We start from the raw sequence: 20,426 nt of genomic DNA on the forward strand, positions 1-20,426 counted from the left end.
CCAAAGGCTCTGCCCTCGTACCTTGCTGTTATTCAAGCTACAATATTGTTGTCGAACTGCAACTTGAGGAGCCCTCCGGTGCCATTCAAGCCACGCGTCATTGCTTTGGTTGTCCTCGCACTTGCCCCTGCGGCTTGTCAGTCTGTGACGTTGTTTGAGATACCAAGGGTCGCCACGCCGGTCGCGCCTTCGCCGGCGCCTGTGCCTCTCGCTCCGGCCCCTTCCCCGCTGCTGGATCAGGCCAATCAGTATGCGCGCGATGGGCTTTATCGCGAGGCCGTTGCCGCCTTTCGCAAGCATCTGTCCGACCGACCGAAAGATGCCGCGGCGCACCGTACGCTCGGCATTGTTTATGTGAAGACCGGAGCTTATAAACTGGCGATTCACCATTTGCAGGAGGCCCTGCCGGCTTATCCGGACAATGCGGAGCTGAACTATTATCTTGGCGAGGCTTATCGCACCCAGACCCGGTACGCGGATGCGATTTTTCATTATAAGAAAGCTTTGCAGGCGGAACCGAAGAATCTGAATGCCTTGAAGGCCCTCTCCTGGAGCTATTATTCGATTCGCTATTATGCGGAGGCCTTGAAAACGGCCAAAACTCTGAAAAAGCTGGATCCCAATGATTTTCAGATTTCGATCATCAATGCGCGCATCCTGAACAAGATCGGGATGAATGACAAGGCGCTGGCCATTCTCAATAAAACCGAAGCGCTGTCCAGTCCGCAGGAGCTGGCCTATCTGAACAGCGTGAAGGGCGACATCCTGCTCGACGAAGGCCATCACGTGGAAGCCGAGCAGGCCTATCGTCGCGCCCTGCAGGATCAGCCTTTGCTTCCCGGCGCGCTGACCGGTCTGGCCAGAAAATTCATCAAGGATCAGCAGAACATCGATATGGCGGTGACCTATCTCGAACGCGCGCTGCGCATTCGGCCCAATCTGATGGAAGCCTACTTTTTGCTGGGTCAGGCGCTCGAGAAGAAGGATCCGAAGAAATCCCTCGAAAATTATCGCATGTTTGCCAAGGAAGCGGCGATGGATCCTGAGTTTCAGCAGGAACTGGCGTTTGCCCGGGAAAAAATCGCGGCCATTGATGGCCGGGATGACAACGCGATTCACGCCAATAACAGAGTCGACGATTTGGAAGACGAGCTCTAGTGATCCGTCACACGAGCTTCATCTCCTCCTTCTGGTAACTCAGAAGACTGCGCCGGGCATCAAACAGATTCTTATACGAATCATAGCGAACCTTGAGTCGATCGGATTCACGGCGGGCTTCGACAAGCTTGTCGAGGAAGTCGAGATATTCAGGATCGGTTTCCGTGAGGCGCTTCAGACGGGCTTCACTCACCTTTCCATCATCGAGTCGCAAGGCGACCCTGGCACGGATGGTTGGTTTCATCAGCTCATAGTGCTCGGCCGTTTTTTTGGCTTCCACATAAGCCAATCCGACTTTGTTAGCAATATGAACAATTTCCTCCAAACCCAGTTTATCCCAGGATTTTCCATCCTGATTCTGTGAATTGGCTTTATCCCCGGATTTCATACCTTTTTTTACCTTTGCAGCCCAGACCTTGAGCAGGCCTCAGGAAATGTAACTGGAACTTTTGACTTCGTCAAATATGCCCTTAAGGAAATCTCAAATTATCCGATATGTCAGAAAGGGTGGCTAATTCCAGGCGTAATATGTCATGATGGAAGAGGTAGGAAAAGGAATATCCTATGAACACCGTCGAAATACTCAGCCCCCAGGATTTCTTTCGCGATCAGGTCACGAATGCGGCCCAGTCGCTTAAGCTCCAACTGAATGATGACATCGAATTCTACCTCGTCAACCTCCTCTGCGAATTTATCAACCCAGCCCAATTGAATATCGATGATGATATGGCTGTGTTGGATACGCCCTTGGCGTTCATGCTGAAGAAGGCCGTGGAATCATCTCCCGATATTCAGATCAAAGTCTACAAGCGTTTGGGTGATACCAGCCTTTATTTTGCCGGCTACTTCCAGGATTTCTTCAATCGCAAGACCTTTGATGTGGGCTACTACATCAATATGGGTGCCGCCGCGTACAACCAGACATCCACCCTGATGCGTACGCACAAAAACGATAGCCACTTTTCCAAAGTATACCTGAGCATGGCCCAGGATTTCCGCTCGCTCGTGAACCTGATGGCGGAAGTTTCCGAATCCACGCCACTGGCGCGCAAGCGGGATCTCCTGACGACCTACACGCGCTGGCAGCATACGCAGTCGAGCAAACTCCGCCGCATCCTGGAAGAGGAAGGCATCACCCCGATTCCCCTTTTGAATAAAGATCCGCAATGAACCGCGTGGCGTTTCCGGACATGATTCAGCACATCGAGGATGAGCTGGCTACAGCCTATGGCTTTTCCATCGCCGTATCCGCCGCTGACTGCCTGACGCAATCCGCGGAGGCCGCCGCGGTCGCTGCGGATAATCGGGCTGCCCTGATCCTGCGCACAAGCCCCGCGCAGGAGGAACTCGAACTCGGCCTTTATTTTCGCCCGGAATTGATCGCGGCTTTCGAGCAGGACAATCCCCTGGCGAGGCTCGACAGCCGGAATCTCGATGCCTTCTGTGTGGCTGTGGAAGAGGTCAGCCACTTCCATTTGGTGGTCAACCGCGTGCAGGCCAGCCAGGGTGTCAGCCTGCTTGAACTCGAATGGCAAGGCGAAGTCGACAAGCTTCTCATGGCCGGCCGCATTCTGGAAAAGCAGACCGGCGATCCTCACCTGCCCCAGCTCACCCGCATGATCTTTGATCACTCGTACTGCTATACCGCGCAGCAGGACCTTTACGAAGAGGCCCACCGTCTCGCGGCCCGCTACTGTTACAAGCTTCTGCCCCAGCTCCAGGACGTTCCCAGCCGCAAACGCGCCGAAAAACTGCGCGCCGCCTGTCGGCATACCTATGAACTCCTTTGGGCCGAAAAACTGCGCGCGATCGATAGCCTTTAAGCCAGAAACTCATTCCGACTCAGAAGACTGTAGACGAGACCGCCGACACCCACGAGCGCGATCAAGGTGATGATCTTTCTCTTGTTCATCGCCTGCAGCGTGGGACCAGCCTTCTGCACGGCCAGATCCCCAACCTTTCTTCCTGCCATGCCAGCGACTCTTTTCAGGGCGGCATCGGCTGCTTTTTGTGACAAACTGAGTTTGGCAACGGCATTCATATCCACTCCATTTTCAGCTGTTCCATGAACGGAAAATTTCCAGGGGAAGGGCTGCAAATGTGGTGCCATGAAAATTTCACGAGCTGCAGGACAGGGCCGAACACCCGGCGCGATTTTCCGCCCATTCCGGCCGTCTGGCGGCGAAGGTTTCATGTTCAGGCTGCTCATCATAAGGCCTTTGCATCACCTGCATGAGACGCTCGATCAGGCTGTGATCGCCCTGCTCGGCGGCATCAATCGCCTGCTGACTCAGGTAATTGCGCAGAATGAATTTGGGATTGACCTGATTCATGCGGCGGCGCCGTTCCTCGGGATCCAGGCCCTCCGAGCGCGAGCGTGCCGCATACCGTTCCAGCCAGGCGGCGAGCCTTTGTGCATGCAAAGGCGTGCGCGTGGGGGAATAGAAGGCCGGTTCCAGAATTCCCAGACGTTCGCTTGCGGCTGCGTCCCCTTCAGCCAGGGGAATATCCGCAAGCTTTCGATAGAAAATGGTCATATCCGTGGGCTCAAGCTTCAGAATCTCGTCCAGCTCCTGGATGAGTTCTGCATCCGCCCGATCCGGGGCCTCAGCCAGGCCGAGTTTTGCGGCCTTCATGCGGCCGTAGCTTTCCGAAAAGTGTGCATGAAATTCGTTCATGCCCGCTTCAATCGTCTGAGGATCCGTAAAGAGGGGTTGAAGGGCCTGACCGAGCTGCGCAAGATTCCAGATGGCAACGGCCGGCTGATGTCCAAAGCGGTAGCGCCGTCGGTGAGCATCCGTGGTATTGGGCGTCCAGTCCGGGTCATAGACATCCAGCCAACCATAGGGACCGTAATCAATCGTCAGCCCCAGGATGGACATGTTATCGGTGTTCATAACCCCATGCACAAAGCCCACCCGCTGCCAATGCGTGATCATAAGCGCCGTGCGGCGGCAGATTTCCTTGAACCAGTCTCCATAAACCGTAGGCGACCAGAGATTAAAATCGGGATAGTGCTGCGCGATCACATAATCCGCCAGCTGGTGAAGTTCCTTGAGCTCCCCGTTCACGGTCAGGATCTGAAAATTGCCAAAGCGGACAAACGTGGGGGCCACGCGCGTGACGAGCGCGCAGGTTTCCAGCTGGGGATGACCATCGTAGAACATATCACGGACGACCTGATCATCAGCGCGAATCAAACTGAGCGCGCGGGTCGTCGGAACCCCAAGATGATGCATGGCCTCGCTGCATAGAAATTCCCTGATGGAGGAACGCAACACCGCACGTCCATCCGCATTCCGTGAATAGGGTGTGGGGCCGGCCCCCTTGAGCTGCAGTTCCCAGCGCTGTCCCTCCCGATTCACAATCTCGCCCAATGTGATCGCACGTCCATCGCCCAGCTGCCCAGCCCAATGACCGAACTGATGACCACCATATCGGGCCGCGTAAGGCCGCATGCCCGGCACAAGGCGATTGCCAGCCAGGATTTCCACAGTGGAATCCTGATCACCTTTGGGTCGCGCCAGGCCGAGTATCGCGCCCACCGCGTCGGACCACGCGATCAGCCTCGGTTGTCTGACCGGTGTGGGTTTGACAAAGGAAAAGCAGGCATTCGGCACGGGGCGGACCCCATTCTCTTCCCGCGGATCAGCCGGTAGCGTACGCACAAAGCTGTCATCAAAATTCACGTCACTCAGCGCGACCAGGGAATTTTCAGAAGCGGATTGCATAGGAATTCCTGCCTCAAGAGTTTTTAAGGGCGGATGACGCCTGTTCCATGGCCTTTATAGGGGAATTTCCATTCACTGGCGATGGCGCAAAGAGGCAGGATGAGTTGGGGGCGAAAAAAAAGGGCCCCGGAGGGCCCTTCGCTTGAATCTTAGGATCGCTTGTCCATCGGAACATAGGAACGAACCGTGGAGCCGGTATAGATCTGGCGTGGACGGCCGATCTTGGTCGCAGGGGATTCGTTCATTTCCTTCCACTGGGCCAGCCAGCCGGGCAAACGGCCGAGGGCAAACATCACGGTGAACATGTTGGTTGGAATGTTCAGCGCCTTGTAGATGATACCCGAATAGAAGTCGACGTTGGGATAGAGCTTTCTTTCCACGAAATAAGGATCCTTGAGAGCCTCTTCCTCGAGACCTTTGGCGATGTCGAGCAAAGGATCCTGGATCTTCAATTTGGTCAGAATCGCGTCACAGGCCTGCTTGATGATTTTCGCGCGTGGATCAAAGTTCTTGTACACGCGGTGGCCGAAGCCCATCAGGCGGAAGTTGTCATTTTTATCTTTGGCTTTCAGAATGAATTTCTTATAGCCGCCGCCATCCGCCTGGATTTCCTGCAGCATCTCGATCACAGCCTGGTTGGCTCCGCCGTGCAGAGGTCCCCAGAGAGCGTTGACACCCGACGAGATCGCCGCGTAGACGTTGGCCTGCGAAGACCCGACAAGGCGCACGGTCGAGGTCGAGCAGTTCTGCTCGTGATCGGCATGCAAGATCAGAAGGATATTCAAGGCCTTGGCGACTTCCGGATCGGGATTCGAACCGTACATCTGGGCCAGGAAGTCGGTGCAGTATTCATTGCTGGCTTTCGCATCGATCAGGGACTGGCCCTGGCTGGCGCGATAGTTGTAAGCCGCAAAGTTTTTCACCTGAGCCATGGTCTGCGCGATCACGTTATCCACCTGATCGGGCTTCAGCTCAGGGTCCAAATATTCAGGATAGTAAGCCGACATCGCTGACAACACGGAAGCCAGGACCCCCATGGGGTGCGCGGACTTGGGGAAATGCTGAATCAATTGCTTGAGTTCAGGCTTGGTGGCCGTAAAGGTGTTCAGTTTTTCTTTGAACCACTTGAGGCGTTCGACATTGGGGAGTTCACCGTAAACCAGAAGATAGGCAACTTCCACAAAAGTTGACTTTTCCGCCAACTCTTCGATGGGATAGCCACGATAACGCAGAATCCCGTTTTCACCGTCCAGGAAGGTAATGGCAGATGTGCAGGAAGCCGTGTTCATGAAGCCGTGGTCGAGGGTGACCAGTCCGGATTCCTGACGAAGCTTGTTGATGTCCAGCGCTAATTCGCCTTCCGTGCCTTCCAGAACGGGGAGTTCGAGAGTCTTACCGTCGTAGTGGAGTTCCGCCTTGTTCTTGGTCATAGGTAAATTTCTCGCTACTGTCATGTATTCTCTCCGATCGAATTCGCAAATGGCCTGAGTAACTTCCAGCATCTGGGTTATCGGCAGCGGAGGAATAGAATTAAATGTTTATCAACACCGCAGTTTTTTACTTTTCTGTCTGCATGGCTGGTCGTCTTGTCCGCTCGGAGGGGCTTGCCGCGGCAGAGCTTCTCGGGGCAGTATGCGGATCCAGTCCAAAATTCAGTCAGCGGTTTATATACCGCAGCGTCGATTGCCTTTAAAGACCTAAGGGAACCTCCTGACGAGCCCGTCTCAGCCAAGCTGCGCTGTCAACAAACCCGCCTTGAAGCAGTTCAGTCTCCAGTTCCTGGAGCCTCATCGCCGAACCCGGCTCCGCTTTGATAAACGTCAGATCGAGCCGTGCCGTCGGAAAATCTCGAAGCAGCAGACTCAGCTTCAAGCGGTGCATGCGAAACTGTGTGTTTTGCGGTTCGAGGGCCACCAACCGGTTGAGGTAAATGTAACGAACTTCGACGTGGTCAGCACTCTGGATTGCACCTTGCAGCTGGTATAGCACATACCATCGAGAAGTGCCAAGCCAGGCTCCACCACCCAAAACGAGAAGGAGCAGGACCGTAGCCATTCGAGCCTGCTTCCGACGCAGAGGCAACAAACGGTTCGGGACATAACGCAACCAAATATAGGCAAAAATAACCCCGAAGGCCAGACCGCCCAAATGCGCGGAGTTGTCGATCTGCGGTATGAGAAAGCCGAGTATGATATTCGCGATAGCCATAACCGTATAGGCACCGGCGCGTGGCCGGCGTCCCGTCAGGGATTCAATGCGCGACTGCACCACGCGTTCCAGGTAGAGCCCAAAGCCCAGGAGTCCAAACAAAGCCCCTGAGGCTCCCACACTGACCGAAGGCCCGGCCAGCACACTCGCAATATTGCCGGCCATGCCGGACGCGAGGTACAGGATCAGAAACGACTTGCGGCCGAGCAAAAACTCGAACTGATAGGAAACGACGTAAAGCCCGTAGGTGTTGAACGCGTAGTGAATCAGACCGCCGTGTATAAACAGCGGCGTCAGGAGCCGCCAGTATTCACCCAAAGCCAGAAGGGTATTGTCCTTGGCCCCCAACTGGAGGAGAACCTCGGTATTGCTGCTGAGGAGAGCCATTTGGAAGTTCGACCAGGCGAGGCCGGACAGGTAGAAGGTCACGAGGAACATGATCGTGTTGATCACGATGATGCGGCCGGTCCAGGTTCCCAATAAAAGGGCAGCCCCTCGCGGTTGCTGCACAAGAGGTATCAGGGGAGCCCGGCTCTGCTCATCATCATCCGGTCGGTCGTGCACGGCGCCTGCTTATAAGATGGTGTAATCAGCCTGAGGCGCATGCATATCAAGCCAGCGCGCCCCGCGGAAATCCCGGGTGGGATGGTCGCTGGAAAGAAGCCAGATAGGCGCTGTTCCATGCTCACTGGGGAGAAAGAGCAGCACCTGCGTAACTTCAAGCTCCGAGCTCGTATCCCGCAAGACTTCAGCCGAAAGCCGCAGCACCTGTCCCTCCTGCATGGCAAGATGAACGTGATCACTGCGCAAAACCAGTTTGTCATGTTTACCTGTTTTGGTTTCACTTTCAAATTTTATTCTGAAGTCCTTGTTACCGAGCTTCTCGATGCGCGTGATTTTGAAGAGTCCTCCGATTCTTTGCACCTGGGCCAAAGGATCGGCAAACGCTTGACCACCAGGCAAAAGGAAGAGCAGCAGGGATAAAATCGGGAAAAACCGAAACCACTGATGCCTCATCATAAGCCCTTTCTCTGTTGTAAACATTCAGGCTTCCTCTGCGCATTTTAGCAGGCTGCCGTCCAGAATCCATGCAGAAAGATTTTTGATTTCGTCGTGAAGCGAACGATCCGTGTCCATCGCCGGGGCCTGAGCCCGTACGCTATCATAAATCCTTTTCAGCCGTGGATTTGGCTGCAGGGGCGCCAGCAGATCAATGCCCTGACACGCGGCCAGGAGTTCGATGGACAGAATATTGGCAATATTCTTCAGAATCCGACGGGCCTTGAGAGCCGCGATCGGCCCCATGCTCACGTGATCCTCCTTGTCCGCCGAGGTCGGGATGCTATCCACCGAGGCCGGATGGGCCAGCACCTTGTTCTCGGACACCAGAGCCGCCGCGACCACATGTGGAATCATATAACCGCTGTTGAGTCCACTTTCGCGGGTCAGGAACGCCGGCAAACCGCTGAGGTTCGGGTTGGTGAGCTTTTCCGTCCGACGTTCGGAGATGCTGCCGATTTCCGCCATTGCAATGCCGAGAAAGTCCATGGCCAGCGCCATGGGCTGACCGTGGAAATTGCCGCCGCTCAGGATTTCACCGTTTTCAAAGCAGAGCGGATTGTCGGTCACGCTATTGAGTTCGGTGTTGATCTGTTTTTCGACAAAACCGAGCGTATCGTAGGTGGCGCCGTGCACCTGAGGCACGCAGCGGAAGCTGTAAGGATCCTGCACCCGGGAACAGTCCGCATGACTTTCGACGATGGGATCGTGCTCCTGGAACATGGCGCGAATACGTTCCGCGCTCTGCTTTTGACCGCTGTGCGGACGAATTTCATGAATGCGCGGATCAAAGGCTTTCAGGGTACCGCGCAGGGCATCCAGACTCAAGGCGGCGATGATGTCCGCGGACTGGGTGAGCACCTTCGCTTCCTCGACCGCAATCGAGGCTTCCACGGCCATGAACTGGGTGCCGTTGATAAGCGAGAGCCCTTCCTTCGGACCGAGCCTGACCGGCTTCACGCCCGCCTTTTCCAGCGCGGCGGCGGCCGGCATGACTTCACCCTGATAAAGGACCCGGCCTTCACCGATCAAGCCCAAGGCCAGGTGAGCCAGCGGCGCGAGGTCACCCGAGGCGCCGACGCTGCCCTGCGACGGAATCATGGGCAGGATATCGTGTTTCAAAAATTCGAGTATCGTGTCCAGACAGGCTTCCGAAACACCGGAATAACCGAGACTGAAGGTATGCGCACGCAGCAGCAGAAGGCCGCGCACCACAGCCGGCTCAACATAATCACCGACCCCACAGGCATGCGAGCGCACGAGGTTATCCTGCAGCTGATTGAGTTTGCTCGACTCAATCCGGACATCAGAAAGATAACCAAAGCCGGTGTTGATGCCATAATAGGTTTTGCCGGAATCCAGAGCGGTCTGAACCAGCTGGCGGTAGCGTTTTACGCGTTCACGGCTGGCTGCGGGCAAAACATACTCAGGTTTGCCCTGGACCACCTGCTGATAAAGCAAAGCCGTGGTCAATCGATCCTGACCCAATTGAAAACTCATGCTTCGCCTCGCAGAATCTGGAGAGCCTGCTTGCGATCAGGAGCGCCATAGAAAAAGGTTCCCGCCACCAGGAAATTGGCGCCGGCGTCGACGACACTGTCGACGGTTTCCGCATTGATGCCGCCATCGACTTGAATATAAACCTCATCCACACGGCGGCGCTGCTCGAGCATTTTCTTCACCGCACGGATGCGTTCAAGACTTTCCGGAATGAAACTCTGCCCGCCAAAGCCGGGGTTCACCGACATGACGTTGATCAGATCCACGTAAGGAACCAAAGGTTCAACCAGTGACAGCGATGTCCCTGGATTCACCGCGATCCCAGCCTTGGCCCCCTTCGCATGAATCGTCTGAATCAGACGATGGGCATGCACAGCGGCCTCGACGTGAAAGACGAGGATATCAGCCCCGGCTTCCACATAATCCAAGGCCACGGCATCCGGATTGGACACCATGATGTGAACATCCAAAGGAATCCTGCAGTGTTTTTTCAGAGCCCGAACAAAGGGGAGACCGTAGGTGAGGTTGGGCACGAAATGGCCATCCATCACATCCACGTGATGCATATCCGCTCCGGCGGCTTCCGCCAGAGCCAGATCGTCACCAAAGCGCAAGGGGTCCGCGGCCAGGAGCGACGGCGCGACCAGAATGCGTTTATTCGACATCTTCGGCCCCCGCCAGCACACGGTGACGTTTGGCCACTTTTTTCTTCACGAGCGAGCTCTTCAGCCGGCTCATGCGATTGATAAAGACGATGCCATCGATATGATCGATTTCATGCTGCAGACAGACGGCGAAGAGGCCCGTGGCATGCACGTCGAAGGTCTCACCCTTCTCATTCTGGGCCGTGACCCAGACCTCTGCAGCCCGGTCGACAAACTCATATATTTCGGGAAAGCTGAGACAGCCTTCCTGCCAGCGAATCCTGCCCTCACGCTTTGTGATCACGGGGTTCACAAAAGTGTAACGGACGTCATGCCAGTGTTCTTTCTTTTCTTCCTGCTCACTGTAGCGGCTGCCCGACCAGGGGATGTAAATGGTCAAAACCCGTTTGGCAACGCCGACCTGATTTGCAGCCAAACCGATACCGCCGGCATGGTCCATGGTTTCATGCATATCCTGCACAAACTGTTGAAACTCGGCGTTGAACTCTGTGACATCGGTGGACTTTGTCTCCAGCACTTTGGCTGGCCACTCGATAACCTTTAACGTGGTCATGGTATCCGAACTCCTGCTTTGCCGATCGCTCGACTCGACGAACCTCAATTTTGCGAGGATTAAGATTTAACCTTGGTGCGCCTTAGTTAGGCTGCACGCATACAAATAGCAATAAGAAAGCAGGGAGGTCCAGAAACTTTGAGCGGCAAAACGTCCAGGGCTGTCCGGGCGGGCCTTCGCGGGGTTTTCCCTAGAAACGACGCTCTTTTTCGGCTTCGGCATCGCTCAAAGCATGGCGGGCCATGGCCTTGGCCTTATACCACGTCGTTTCTACTTGCCCACCGATAGCAGCGACAAGTCCAGAGGGAACGAAGGTTTCAGTCGCGTAGATAAAGAGCATTTGACCCTTGATGGGCACCGAGAGGATCAGGACCCAGATAGCTCCAACACCAAGGAATCGCAGAACTTTTGTGCCAAAATCCTTCATAAAAACAACCTCGCGTTGGATCGCTGTTTTGCGAACCAACGCGAGAGATGAAAAGACAGCGAAGATCGGGTCGGCGGCCTTTAGCTGGCCAGTGACTTGCTTTCCCGCCGGGTGCTCAGCTTTTCGACCTTGGCGTCAGTGACGCAGACTTCAGCGAACATGATTTGGAATACCTCATTATATTCCTTCACGAAGTGAGCCTTCAAGCTGCGCCGGATAGATTGTGGCAACTCCTGGAAAACAGCCTTGTTCTTCTCAGGGATGATAACCTCGGTCATTCCCTCACGGGTGGCCGCCAGCATCTTCTCCTTGAGCCCGCCGATGGGCAGCACTTTGCCATGAATCGTAATTTCGCCGGTCATGGCCACGCGCTGCTTGGGCGGCGTTTTCAAAAGAGCCGAGATGATCGAGGTGGCCATGGCAATCCCTGCCGAGGGGCCGTCTTTGGGAACCGCACCCGCAGGCACGTGGATATGCAACTCGTTCTTTTCGATCGTATCGGGTTCGATGCCGTACTCAGCGAAGCGGGAGCGGATGAAGCTCAAAGCCGCCTGGGCTGATTCCTTCATCACATCGCCGAGCTGACCCGTCAGCACCAGAGCATGCTTGCCGGTGAAAATCAGGCTCGATTCGATCGCCATCACTTCACCACCGTACTGGGTGTAGGCAAGCCCAAGCGAGACGCCGATATGCGGTTCCTTGTGGTAGAAGTTGTCATCAAAGCGCTGAGCGCCAAGATGTTTTTGCACCAGGGTCGGGGTGAGGCGGATGCCTTCCCGCATCATGGCTCCATTGTCATCAGCTTCCGCATACTGACGGGCGATCTTGCGACAGACCGAGGCAATCTTCTTTTCCAGACCACGCAGACCGCTTTCACGGGTGTAGCCGTTGATGATGGTCGTCACGCAGTTTTTGGTGAAGAGAATGTTGGCCTGATCCAGACCGGCTTCCTTCAGCTGCTTCGGAATCAGATACTGGTTGGCGATCGCCAGCTTTTCCTCTTCCGAGTAACCGGACACTTCAATCACTTCGAGACGGTCGCGCAGTGGCGCCGGGATCGTATCGAGGTTGTTGGCGTTGGCAATGAACATCACATCCGACAGATCGAAAGGGATGCCGAGATAGTGATCAACGAAGCTCCTGTTTTGCTCCGGATCGAGCACCTCGAGCAGAGCGGACGAAGGATCGCCGCGATGATCGGAGGCCATCTTATCGATCTCATCGAGCATCAGGACGGGATTGCTGCTGCCACAGTTTTTCATCGCTGTAATGATACGACCGGGGAAGGCACCGACATAGGTTTTGCGGTGACCGCGGATGTCGGCCTCGTCGCGCACGCCACCGAGGGCGATACGGGCGAACTCACGACCCAGGGATTTGGCGATCGATTTCCCCAAACTGGTTTTGCCGACGCCGGGAGGGCCTACAAAACAGATGATGGGGCTCTTCGCTTCGGGATTCAGCTTTTTAACGGCCAGGTATTCGATGATCCGGTCTTTCACCTGGTCGAGACCGAAGTGATCCGCATCGAGGATGAGCTTCGACTTGTGCAGGTCGAGCGCATCAGGCGTTTTCTTGCCCCAGGGCAGAGCCAGGATGGTTTCAATATGCGTGCGGGTGAGGGCCGCTTCGCTGGTGTCCTGATGCATGCGCTCCAGGCGTTTCAGCTGACGGGCGATTTCCTCTTTGGCATCCTTGTTCAAGGGAAGTTCTTCCATCCGCTGCCAATACTGATCGATTTCGTCCTTGCCATCCGAATCACCGAGTTCGGATTTGATCACGCGCATCTGCTCGCGCAGGTAGTGCTCGCGCTGCATGCGACCGATTTCATCCTTGGCATTGGACTGAATTCGGACCTGCATCTGATACACTTCGATCTCGCGTGACAGGCAATTGTAAACACGCTTCAACCGATCCAGAGGATGCGCGACGGCCAGGATGGTTTGCGCTTCGTTCACCTTCAGGCCAAGGTTGGAGGCCACAAGGTCCGCGAGGCGGCCTGGTTCATTCACATCTTCAAGGATCATCAGGATATCAGGTGACAGGATCTTGCCGAGGGTGACCACTTTCTCGAGGCTTTCGCGGACGGCGCGGATGAGGGCTTCAACTTCGCTGGTGGTATTGGCAATTCGTGGTTCCTGAACATTCTGGACGATGACTTTGGGATAAGGATCGGTTTGGAGGAGCTCGCTGACCATCGCCTTATGAAGTCCCTGCACCAGGACCTTCATACGACCGTCCGGAAGTTTCCGGGTTCGCATGATGGAACAGACAGTGCCGATATCGTAGACATCGAACGGTGGTTCCAGATGCGCTTCGAGTCCTTCGCCTTCGTGTCCCATGACCTTGAAAGCTGAAAGGAAGATCTTCCTCTGTTTGGCTAAGGCACTTTCCACTGCATTGACGCACAGGTCCTCATTAATGAAGACCGGGACAATCATGTTGGGAAATACCACGATATCCTTCAGAGGCAGCAGTGGCATCTCACTGTTGACAACTGCAAGCTTACCTTGATTCGTCTCCGACATGCTTCACTCCCGCTAGATGAGGACTTTACTTCTCTGACCCTGTATTTTTGTTCGGCTCTCGCCGCGAAAACATGAGTTCTGCGGTTTTTTCCAGCGTTTTCTGGATTTGGTTCGACCACGAGGTCTAGTCTTTAACCTTAATGATAATCCACAAATCGCCGGCCTGATCGTCGACAATGTCACCGAGTCCCTTCAGCTTGATGGCTTTGTGACAGTCGGTATCAGGCCCTAAAACCAGTTCTCGTTCGATCTTTTCGCGTTTTTCCTGGTGGCCGTGCGCGGAGTGTGTGCGGATGGTGCGCGAGAATTTGACCACGGTGCGAAATGTTGCGGAAAGTTGGGTCCGCGTGACAAAGATCGGAATCTCCAGGTCCAGCTTCTTGTGCTTTTGGCACCAGTTTTCGAAGCTCATCTCTTCGTAGTGAACACTTGAACAAAATTCCTGGAGCGCCTGCTCATCAGCATTCTGTTCAGGAGTTGCAGGAGGACCGGAGTAAGGTTTTTCGTCTCGCTTGCGCGTCACACCTCAGGTCCTCCCTGCTCTTATCAGCCTGGTCCGGATTTGGGAACCAGCACGCTGACCATGCTGGGACGGATCAGTCGGCCGTTCAGCGTATAGCCTCTTTGGAACTCATCCTTGACTGTTTCCTGTTCCACTTCCCCTTCGATTCTTTGAATCGCCTGGTGAAAGTTGGGATCAAAGGCTTTGCCAGCTGCTTCCACAGCCTTGAGCCCGTTGACTTCGAGCACATGAGTCAACTGTTTATGAACCATGCGGATGCCTTCGACAATCGCATTGTCGGCATCAGTGCCAACAACTACCGTCGCTTTTTCAAAACTGTCGAGAACCGGCAAAAGGTCCTGCAAAAGTTTTTCTGTTGCAAATTTCAGCAGGTCCTGGCGATCGCGCTCGTGGCGCCGGCGCATGTTGTCCAACTCGGCCAGCGTTCGCAGATATTTATCCTTGGCATCCTGAACCTCTTCTTCGAGGTGACGGATTTTCTCATCCTGCAATTCCGCTCCCTCGTCAGTTCCGGTAGCTGTGGCACCTGCTTGTGCAGCTCCATCACCTTCGGCCTGATCCTTGATATGGCTGGATTCAGTATTTTTGTTGTTTTCAGTCTGTATATCAACGTTCATATAAGGCTTATTGACTCCCTGCTTGCATTGACACGACATGATTTTTTACAACGCAAGCACCTTTACTGCAAGACCTTGTAGTCTTCTGAGGATTTTCAGACCTTTGCGGGCCCTTAGTTGGCGGAGGCAGGTATGATCTGACGCCTTAATCTCATTTTAATGTGACCCACCTGGTGTTGAAAAGTAGGCAAGGGTTGCCGGGCGCCTTGTCCATTGCGATATCCAGCGATGGGCGTTGACAGGGCCGGAGCGCATGCGTTAAATCTTTCTCACCCAAAATCGCAGTGTTTCTCGGGCCATGACCGAGATCTTTGCGGATCGTTTCAGCATTCGAATTCTGAGTTGCCCATGGAAAATCCTATTGACCAGCTGCCCCCGGATCCTGAACCTACGTCATCCGCATCCGATCGAAGCCTTCCTTCGGAGACGACCAAACGCTTATCTGCGTTGTCTCGCCGAGGAATCCACATCGATGATGCAGACCTCATCACCAGACTTGATCAGTATTCGATCGAGGATGTTGTTGAACTGAAAATCTCTCGATTCTTCGATCAAATTGGAACGTTCTACCCAGATGATGTCTATGATTTGATCATGTCCAAAGTGGAAAAGCCCCTGCTTGTCCAGATTCTCCGCCGCGTGGGTGGAAATCAGGTCCAAGCTGCCAAGATTCTGGGCATCAATCGCAACACACTGCGAAAGAAGATCAAGCAATACGGTCTTTGAGATGATCAAAAGCCTTCCTTCTCTGGAAGGCTCTCCTCATCACCTCTCGTGGTCGCCGCGTGGCCTTCCTGCGTGAGAAAAAGCCAGCTTCAAGCCTGCTCAACCGTCGCCATCGCTGACTGAGCCTTCCTTGTGGAATGCTGCCGTCTCAATCTTTGTCGTCGCTTGCGGAGCCTTCCGTATGGAATGCCGCCGTCTCAACCGTCGCCATCGCTGACTGAGCCTTCCTTTTGGAATGCCGTCGTCTCAACCCTCGTAATCGCTTACGGAGCCTTCCTGGAATAAGTTCTGGAACGAAACATAATTCGGCTGATAGGCGAGTTTGATCGTTTTTGTTGCACCGTGCCGGTTTTTGGCGATCAATATTTCAGCAATGCCGGTGAGTTCGGAAGCTGGGTTATAATACTCGTCCCGGTAGATAAACATGATCATATCCGCATCCTGTTCCATCGAACCGGATTCGCGAAGGTCGGAAAGCTTCGGCCTTTTGTCCGGGCGCGAGTCCGGACCGCGGTTCAGCTGCGCCAGCGCCAGCACAGGCACCTTGAGTTCCTTGGCGAGGTTCTTCAGGCCCATGGAGATCTCCGAAATCTCCCGCTCCCGTGAGTCGGGACGATCGGCGCCCATTGTCATCAGCTGCAGGTAGTCGATCACAATCATGTCGAGACCATTTTCCTTGTGATAACGACGGCAGCGTGATCGCAATTCCATCAGGCTGATGCCTGGAGTTTCATCAATACCAAGATGGGTCTTGTGCTCATAAATGCGGCGGGCCCCTTCCATAAGGCGATCCTGCTCTTCATCGCTCAGATCCCCCTTGCGCAGACGCGAGGAGTCCACACGTGCCACCGATGAGAGCACACGGGCCATCAGCTGCTCTTTACTCATCTCAAGGGTGAAGATGGCCACTTTCTTGCCAGACAAGGCCGCGTTCGTCGCCAGATTCAAAACCAAGGCGGTTTTTCCCATCGCTGGGCGCGCGGCGAGGATCACAAGGTCACTCGGCTGCATTCCGCCGGTCAGCGTATCCAGATCGTTAAATCCGGTGGTGACTCCGGTAACAACGCCTTCGAGTTCGAGCTTTCTCTGAATCTCGTCAATCGTCGATTCCAGGACCTGATCGGCGGGAATGATACCCTTGCGATCGTATTCCGAAGAAATCTGCAGAAACTGCTTCTCGACACTCTCGATGAAGCTTTCGATATTGCCTTCGTAATTCTCAGCGCGATCCACCACGTCCTGGCAGACTTTAATCACGCTGCGACGATAGAACATGTTGCGCACGATCCGCGCATAATGCTCGAGGTTTTGCGCGACAGGGCAATTTTCTGTCAGATCAATCAAATAGGCTGGACCAAGATCCCGGACCTGGTTGTGACGAAGTCTTTCCGCAACGGTTACAATATCTGCGGACTCACCTGCTGCGGATAGCTGCAGAATGGCTTCGTAAATCTTTTGATGCGAATCGATGAAAAAATGCTTCGCTTCGAGCATACCCTCGATAAGGGTCAAGCTATCGGCATCGCTCAGAATCGCGCCGAGTACAGCTTTTTCTGCATCGATGGAATGAGGCAGAGATTGTCCTGACGCCATGGGGGAGTCTCAGTGAGGTCTGAATTCCATAGGTCTCGCGAGGGACCTATGGAATTATCATGGGTTATTGCGGAGCAACGACCCAAACTTTGAATTTCGCGACCACTTCAGGATGCACGCGAACTTCGGCGGCGTAAACACCAACTTTTTTAATTTCTTCAGTCAGCTTGATATCTTTTTTGCTGACTTTTACACCTTCCTGCGCCAGCAGCTCTTCCAGCTCAGCAGTGGTGACAGAACCGAAAATTTTCTCATCTTCACCAACTTGTTTGGTGACAGTGACAGAAATTTTTTCGATCAAACCAGCTTGCTTTTTGGCTTCGCCGAGGAGCAGGGCTTTCTTCTTTTCCAGAAGACGGATCTGGTGGTTCAGCGCAGCCTGGTTGCCTTCGTTGGCGACGACACCCAATCCACGAGGAATGAGGAAGTTACGGGCATAGCCGTTCTTCACTTTAACGAGATCACCGATACGACCAAGGTTTTCAACGTTTTGGCTTAGAATCAATCTCATGGATTACTTCTCCTCAGGCTGTCTTTGAGCAGCCGCGGCAGCCTTGGCGAGTTCGACTTTACGAGCAGCAATGTCCACTTCGTCGTCGATCTTCACAACCATGAAGCGCAGGACGTTTTCGTCGATGCGCAGAAGGCGTTCGCATTCCGCGATGTTCTCGGGAGTACTGGCGGCATCATAAAACACATAATGGCCGCGGAAATGCTTGCGGATGGGATAAGCCAAACGCTTGGCGCCCCAGTCGTTCCGCTGGATCAGCTCGCCGCCGCCGCGCTTCAGGATTTCTTCGTAACCCGCAAAAACTTTTTGTTTTTCAGTGTCGGGCAGATCAGCCTTGGCAACCAAGGTAAATTCGTATTCACGTAGCAAAACACTACCTCCCTTATGGATTGAGCAGCCAATCATTATGATCAGCAAGAGAGCTCTAACACTACTTTCTTATCAGCCGGGATTTCGGATCAGACCCTGCAGACGAATCAGAGCTTCGTCCACCATCTCTGTTTCCACCTGAATGAGTTCATCCACTGTGAAATTGCCGAGCACCCAGTTCGAAACATCACCAACGCCATGGGGTCGACCCACGCCGAGCTTCACACGGGCGAAGTTTTCCGCACCGCCTTCCGCCATGATGCTGCGAATTCCGTTATGACCGCCATGTCCACCGCCGGTGCGGGCTTTCACCTTGCCGAACGGAACATCGATGTCATCGTGCAGGACGATCACATCCTCGATGGCGATCTTATAAAAACGCATAGCCTGGGTTACCGAGCGGCCGCTGAGGTTCATGAAAGTCTGCGGCTTGAGCAGCAAACTATCGGTGCCACAGATCGGCACGCGTGCATAATCAGCATCAAATTTGCGACCCTGCCAGCTGCCGCCAGCGCGGGACAGAATTTGATCAAGGATCAAAAACCCAGCATTGTGCCGGGTTTTGTGGTACTTGTCGCCTGGATTACCCAGACCTACGATGAGCTTCAATATAAGCCCTCGGACTTAGGCGTACATCAGGTCCACATGCAAAGGGATGCGTTTCACAGGATCGATCTGAAGGTCGACCACTTTCACAACGCGGGTTTCGCCTTTGAATGTTAATTCAAATTGCTTGCCATTCTTGTACGCTTTTCCCAGCCACTTGGGGTCGAATTCAAGCATGATGCTTTGGCCTTTGTCGAGCAAAACACCAGGAATGCGACCGCTCTTGCGCAGTTTGCGGATATGGCTCTTTCCTGTGACTTCACGAGGGGAAGCCTCAATCTTTACGAGTTCTTCAGACATTTCATCATCTCCTAAAAGCAAGCACACATCCGCGCCCAATTCTCGGGTCGACTGCATCATTTTGGCTGCAAAAAGGTGCGCAGACCAAGCTTGAGCATAGGGTTATATAGGGAACGACTGAGACTGGCAAGTCCCTTGTCTCTCCCTTAAAGCGTGAAACCCGGTCAGCACCTTTGTTAAACGAAGAGGCTGCTGATCGAACCCGCTGTATGAATGCGGCGAATTGCCTTGGCTAGAAGTTCCGCCACGCTCAACTGGGTAATCTTGGGGCATTCCCGGGCGGCCGGTCGCAAAGGAATGGTATCCGTCACCACGAGTTCCTTCAGAACGGAGTTCGAAATCCGTTCAATGGCCGGACCACTCAGGACCGCGTGAGTGATGGCCGCACTGACCGATTTGGCTCCCTTGTCCATCAGGGCCTCGGCCGCCTTGCACGGCGACCCGCCGGTATCACAGATGTCATCGACGAGCAGGCAGTTTTTATCGCGCACATCCCCGATGACGTTCATCACGTCACTCTCATTGGGACGATCCCGACGCTTGTCGACGATGGCGAGGCCACAGTCATAATATTTCGCCATGGCCCGGGCGCGCTCGGTCCCGCCGGCATCCGGGGAAACGACAAGCAGATCCTCGCGGCCTTCAAAGTAGGGCCCGAAGATGGGTTTGGCGAAGAGGTGATCGACCGGGATATTGAAAAAGCCCTGGATGGCGGAAGTATGCAGTTCCATCACCAGCATGCGATCGATACCCGAAGCGGTGTAAAGATCAGCAATCAGCTTGGCGGTAATCGGTGTGCGGGGGGCGCTCTTGCGCTCCTGACGGGCATAACCAAAATAGGGGCAGACCATGGTGATCCGCTTGGCGGAAGCACGGCGGCAGGCATCGATCATGATCAAGGATTCTATAATATGTTCGTTGGCGGGGGCACAACCAGGCTGGATAATGAAGACATCGCGTCCGCGGACATTATCCTGAATCTCCACCCGGGTTTCGCCATCAGAGAAGCGATCGACCCGGGCATGACCCAGTTCGATATCGAGATGCTCAACAATCCTGTTTGCCAATTCCCTGTTTGCATTGCCCGAGAAAACGATCATGTCATTATCCATAGCGTAAGCCCCTGCGAAATACGTTGCCATGGCGCAGATTGCGCTGGGTTATATGTGAACGGATGCGAATAGGATTGGATGAATTTGGAATGAAAAGGATGTTGTGGCTGGGGCGGTAGGATTCGAACCTACGGATGCTGGAATCAAAATCCAGAGACTTACCACTTGTCGACGCCCCAGTTTGAACTGGTTGAGCCATCCTTGATGGGCCCTAACACTACCCTAGCCCTAAATAATTCG

23 protein-coding genes and 1 tRNA gene are annotated in these 20,426 nt (G+C 54.3%); 4 read left to right on the forward strand and 20 right to left on the reverse strand.

Features of this window, described 5'->3' with window-relative positions; all coding sequences use genetic code 11:
- Positions 1–78 precede the first annotated feature (78 nt).
- A complete protein-coding gene (locus OLTU_RS30845; RefSeq protein ID WP_141736553.1) occupies positions 79–1,158 on the forward strand; it encodes a tetratricopeptide repeat protein in 1,080 nt (359 codons plus the stop codon).
- 7 nt (positions 1,159–1,165) lie between these two features.
- On the opposite strand, the gene OLTU_RS30850 is transcribed toward OLTU_RS30845, so the two are convergent.
- On the reverse strand, positions 1,166–1,546 hold the full coding sequence (locus tag OLTU_RS30850; protein ID WP_141736554.1) for a hypothetical protein: 381 nt from the start codon (positions 1,544–1,546) through the stop codon (positions 1,166–1,168).
- A gap of 176 nt (positions 1,547–1,722) precedes the next feature.
- Between OLTU_RS30850 and OLTU_RS30855 the strand changes: the two genes are divergently transcribed.
- Together OLTU_RS30855 and OLTU_RS30860 are read left to right on the forward strand one after the other, a co-directional pair.
- A complete protein-coding gene (locus OLTU_RS30855; protein ID WP_141736555.1) occupies positions 1,723–2,328 on the forward strand; it encodes a hypothetical protein in 606 nt (201 codons plus the stop codon).
- A complete protein-coding gene (locus OLTU_RS30860; protein ID WP_141736556.1) occupies positions 2,325–2,981 on the forward strand; it encodes a hypothetical protein in 657 nt (218 codons plus the stop codon). The genes OLTU_RS30855 and OLTU_RS30860 overlap by 4 nt, the downstream gene beginning before the upstream one ends.
- Here the strand turns inward: OLTU_RS30860 and OLTU_RS30865 are convergent.
- From OLTU_RS30865 to grpE, 12 genes are all read right to left on the reverse strand, one after another.
- Positions 2,978–3,268 carry a hypothetical protein gene (locus OLTU_RS30865; RefSeq protein WP_141736557.1) on the reverse strand — a complete coding sequence of 97 codons (291 nt, stop codon included), beginning with the start codon at positions 3,266–3,268 and terminating at the stop codon, positions 2,978–2,980. The two genes, OLTU_RS30860 and OLTU_RS30865, sit on opposite strands and share 4 nt — an antisense overlap.
- 7 nt (positions 3,269–3,275) lie before the next feature.
- Positions 3,276–4,889 (reverse strand): protein adenylyltransferase SelO, encoded by a 1,614-nt coding sequence (locus tag OLTU_RS30870; RefSeq protein WP_176737109.1) that lies wholly within the window; start codon positions 4,887–4,889, stop codon positions 3,276–3,278.
- A 149-nt stretch (positions 4,890–5,038) separates the two neighbouring features.
- Positions 5,039–6,319 carry a citrate synthase gene (locus OLTU_RS30875; protein WP_141736914.1) on the reverse strand — a complete coding sequence of 427 codons (1,281 nt, stop codon included), beginning with the start codon at positions 6,317–6,319 and terminating at the stop codon, positions 5,039–5,041.
- Between the two features lie 259 nt (positions 6,320–6,578).
- Positions 6,579–7,661: a rhomboid family intramembrane serine protease gene (locus tag OLTU_RS30880; RefSeq protein ID WP_141736558.1), complete on the reverse strand. Its 1,083-nt coding sequence runs from the start codon at positions 7,659–7,661 to the stop codon at positions 6,579–6,581.
- Between the two features lie 9 nt (positions 7,662–7,670).
- Positions 7,671–8,141: a hypothetical protein gene (locus OLTU_RS30885; RefSeq protein WP_141736559.1), complete on the reverse strand. Its 471-nt coding sequence runs from the start codon at positions 8,139–8,141 to the stop codon at positions 7,671–7,673.
- Positions 8,142–9,656: a histidine ammonia-lyase gene (gene hutH / locus OLTU_RS30890; RefSeq protein WP_141736560.1), complete on the reverse strand. Its 1,515-nt coding sequence runs from the start codon at positions 9,654–9,656 to the stop codon at positions 8,142–8,144. It lies immediately after the preceding gene.
- Positions 9,653–10,321: a ribulose-phosphate 3-epimerase gene (rpe, locus tag OLTU_RS30895; protein WP_141736561.1), complete on the reverse strand. Its 669-nt coding sequence runs from the start codon at positions 10,319–10,321 to the stop codon at positions 9,653–9,655. Before rpe ends, hutH begins: the two co-directional genes overlap by 4 nt.
- Positions 10,311–10,874, reverse strand: a complete 564-nt coding sequence (def, locus tag OLTU_RS30900) for a peptide deformylase (protein WP_141736562.1) — start codon at positions 10,872–10,874, stop codon at positions 10,311–10,313. Before def ends, rpe begins: the two co-directional genes overlap by 11 nt.
- Before the next feature lie 190 nt (positions 10,875–11,064).
- Positions 11,065–11,301: a hypothetical protein gene (locus tag OLTU_RS30905; protein ID WP_141736563.1), complete on the reverse strand. Its 237-nt coding sequence runs from the start codon at positions 11,299–11,301 to the stop codon at positions 11,065–11,067.
- 80 nt (positions 11,302–11,381) lie between these two features.
- Complete coding sequence (gene lon / locus OLTU_RS30910) at positions 11,382–13,829, reverse strand: endopeptidase La (RefSeq protein ID WP_141736564.1); 2,448 nt, start codon at positions 13,827–13,829, stop codon at positions 11,382–11,384.
- A 124-nt stretch (positions 13,830–13,953) separates the two neighbouring features.
- The gene (locus tag OLTU_RS30915; protein WP_141736565.1) at positions 13,954–14,352 is read right to left on the reverse strand and encodes a hypothetical protein; all 399 of its coding nucleotides are present in this window, start codon (positions 14,350–14,352) and stop codon (positions 13,954–13,956) included.
- A gap of 23 nt (positions 14,353–14,375) precedes the next feature.
- Entirely contained in the window at positions 14,376–14,969 is a 594-nt protein-coding gene (gene grpE / locus OLTU_RS30920; protein ID WP_176737110.1) for a nucleotide exchange factor GrpE, read from the reverse strand.
- A gap of 348 nt (positions 14,970–15,317) precedes the next feature.
- Here grpE and OLTU_RS30925 point away from each other — a divergent pair, with 348 nt between their 5' ends.
- Complete coding sequence (locus OLTU_RS30925) at positions 15,318–15,695, forward strand: helix-turn-helix domain-containing protein (protein ID WP_141736567.1); 378 nt, start codon at positions 15,318–15,320, stop codon at positions 15,693–15,695.
- Between the two features lie 246 nt (positions 15,696–15,941).
- Here the strand turns inward: OLTU_RS30925 and dnaB are convergent, their stop codons facing one another.
- The 7 genes from dnaB to OLTU_RS30960 form a co-directional block, all read right to left on the reverse strand.
- Complete coding sequence (gene dnaB, locus OLTU_RS30930; protein ID WP_141736568.1) at positions 15,942–17,288, reverse strand: replicative DNA helicase; 1,347 nt, start codon at positions 17,286–17,288, stop codon at positions 15,942–15,944.
- A 64-nt stretch (positions 17,289–17,352) separates the two neighbouring features.
- Positions 17,353–17,799, reverse strand: coding sequence for a 50S ribosomal protein L9 (gene rplI, locus OLTU_RS30935; protein WP_141736569.1), 447 nt, complete (start codon positions 17,797–17,799; stop codon positions 17,353–17,355).
- Positions 17,800–17,802: 3 nt separating this feature from the next.
- Entirely contained in the window at positions 17,803–18,216 is a 414-nt protein-coding gene (gene rpsF / locus OLTU_RS30940) for a 30S ribosomal protein S6 (RefSeq protein WP_141736570.1), read from the reverse strand.
- 24 nt (positions 18,217–18,240) lie between these two features.
- The gene (pth, locus tag OLTU_RS30945; protein WP_141736571.1) at positions 18,241–18,780 is read right to left on the reverse strand and encodes an aminoacyl-tRNA hydrolase; all 540 of its coding nucleotides are present in this window, start codon (positions 18,778–18,780) and stop codon (positions 18,241–18,243) included.
- A gap of 12 nt (positions 18,781–18,792) precedes the next feature.
- Positions 18,793–19,074 carry a 50S ribosomal protein L25 gene (locus tag OLTU_RS30950; RefSeq protein WP_176737111.1) on the reverse strand — a complete coding sequence of 94 codons (282 nt, stop codon included), beginning with the start codon at positions 19,072–19,074 and terminating at the stop codon, positions 18,793–18,795.
- 176 nt (positions 19,075–19,250) lie between these two features.
- Positions 19,251–20,186, reverse strand: coding sequence for a ribose-phosphate pyrophosphokinase (locus OLTU_RS30955; protein WP_141736573.1), 936 nt, complete (start codon positions 20,184–20,186; stop codon positions 19,251–19,253).
- Positions 20,187–20,290: 104 nt separating this feature from the next.
- Positions 20,291–20,365 (reverse strand) — tRNA-Gln (locus OLTU_RS30960).
- Positions 20,366–20,426 lie beyond the last annotated feature (61 nt).

Origin of the sequence: Oligoflexus tunisiensis, assembly GCF_001748245.1 — a bacterium.
Taxonomy (GTDB): Bacteria; Bdellovibrionota_B; Oligoflexia; order Oligoflexales; family Oligoflexaceae; genus Oligoflexus; species Oligoflexus tunisiensis.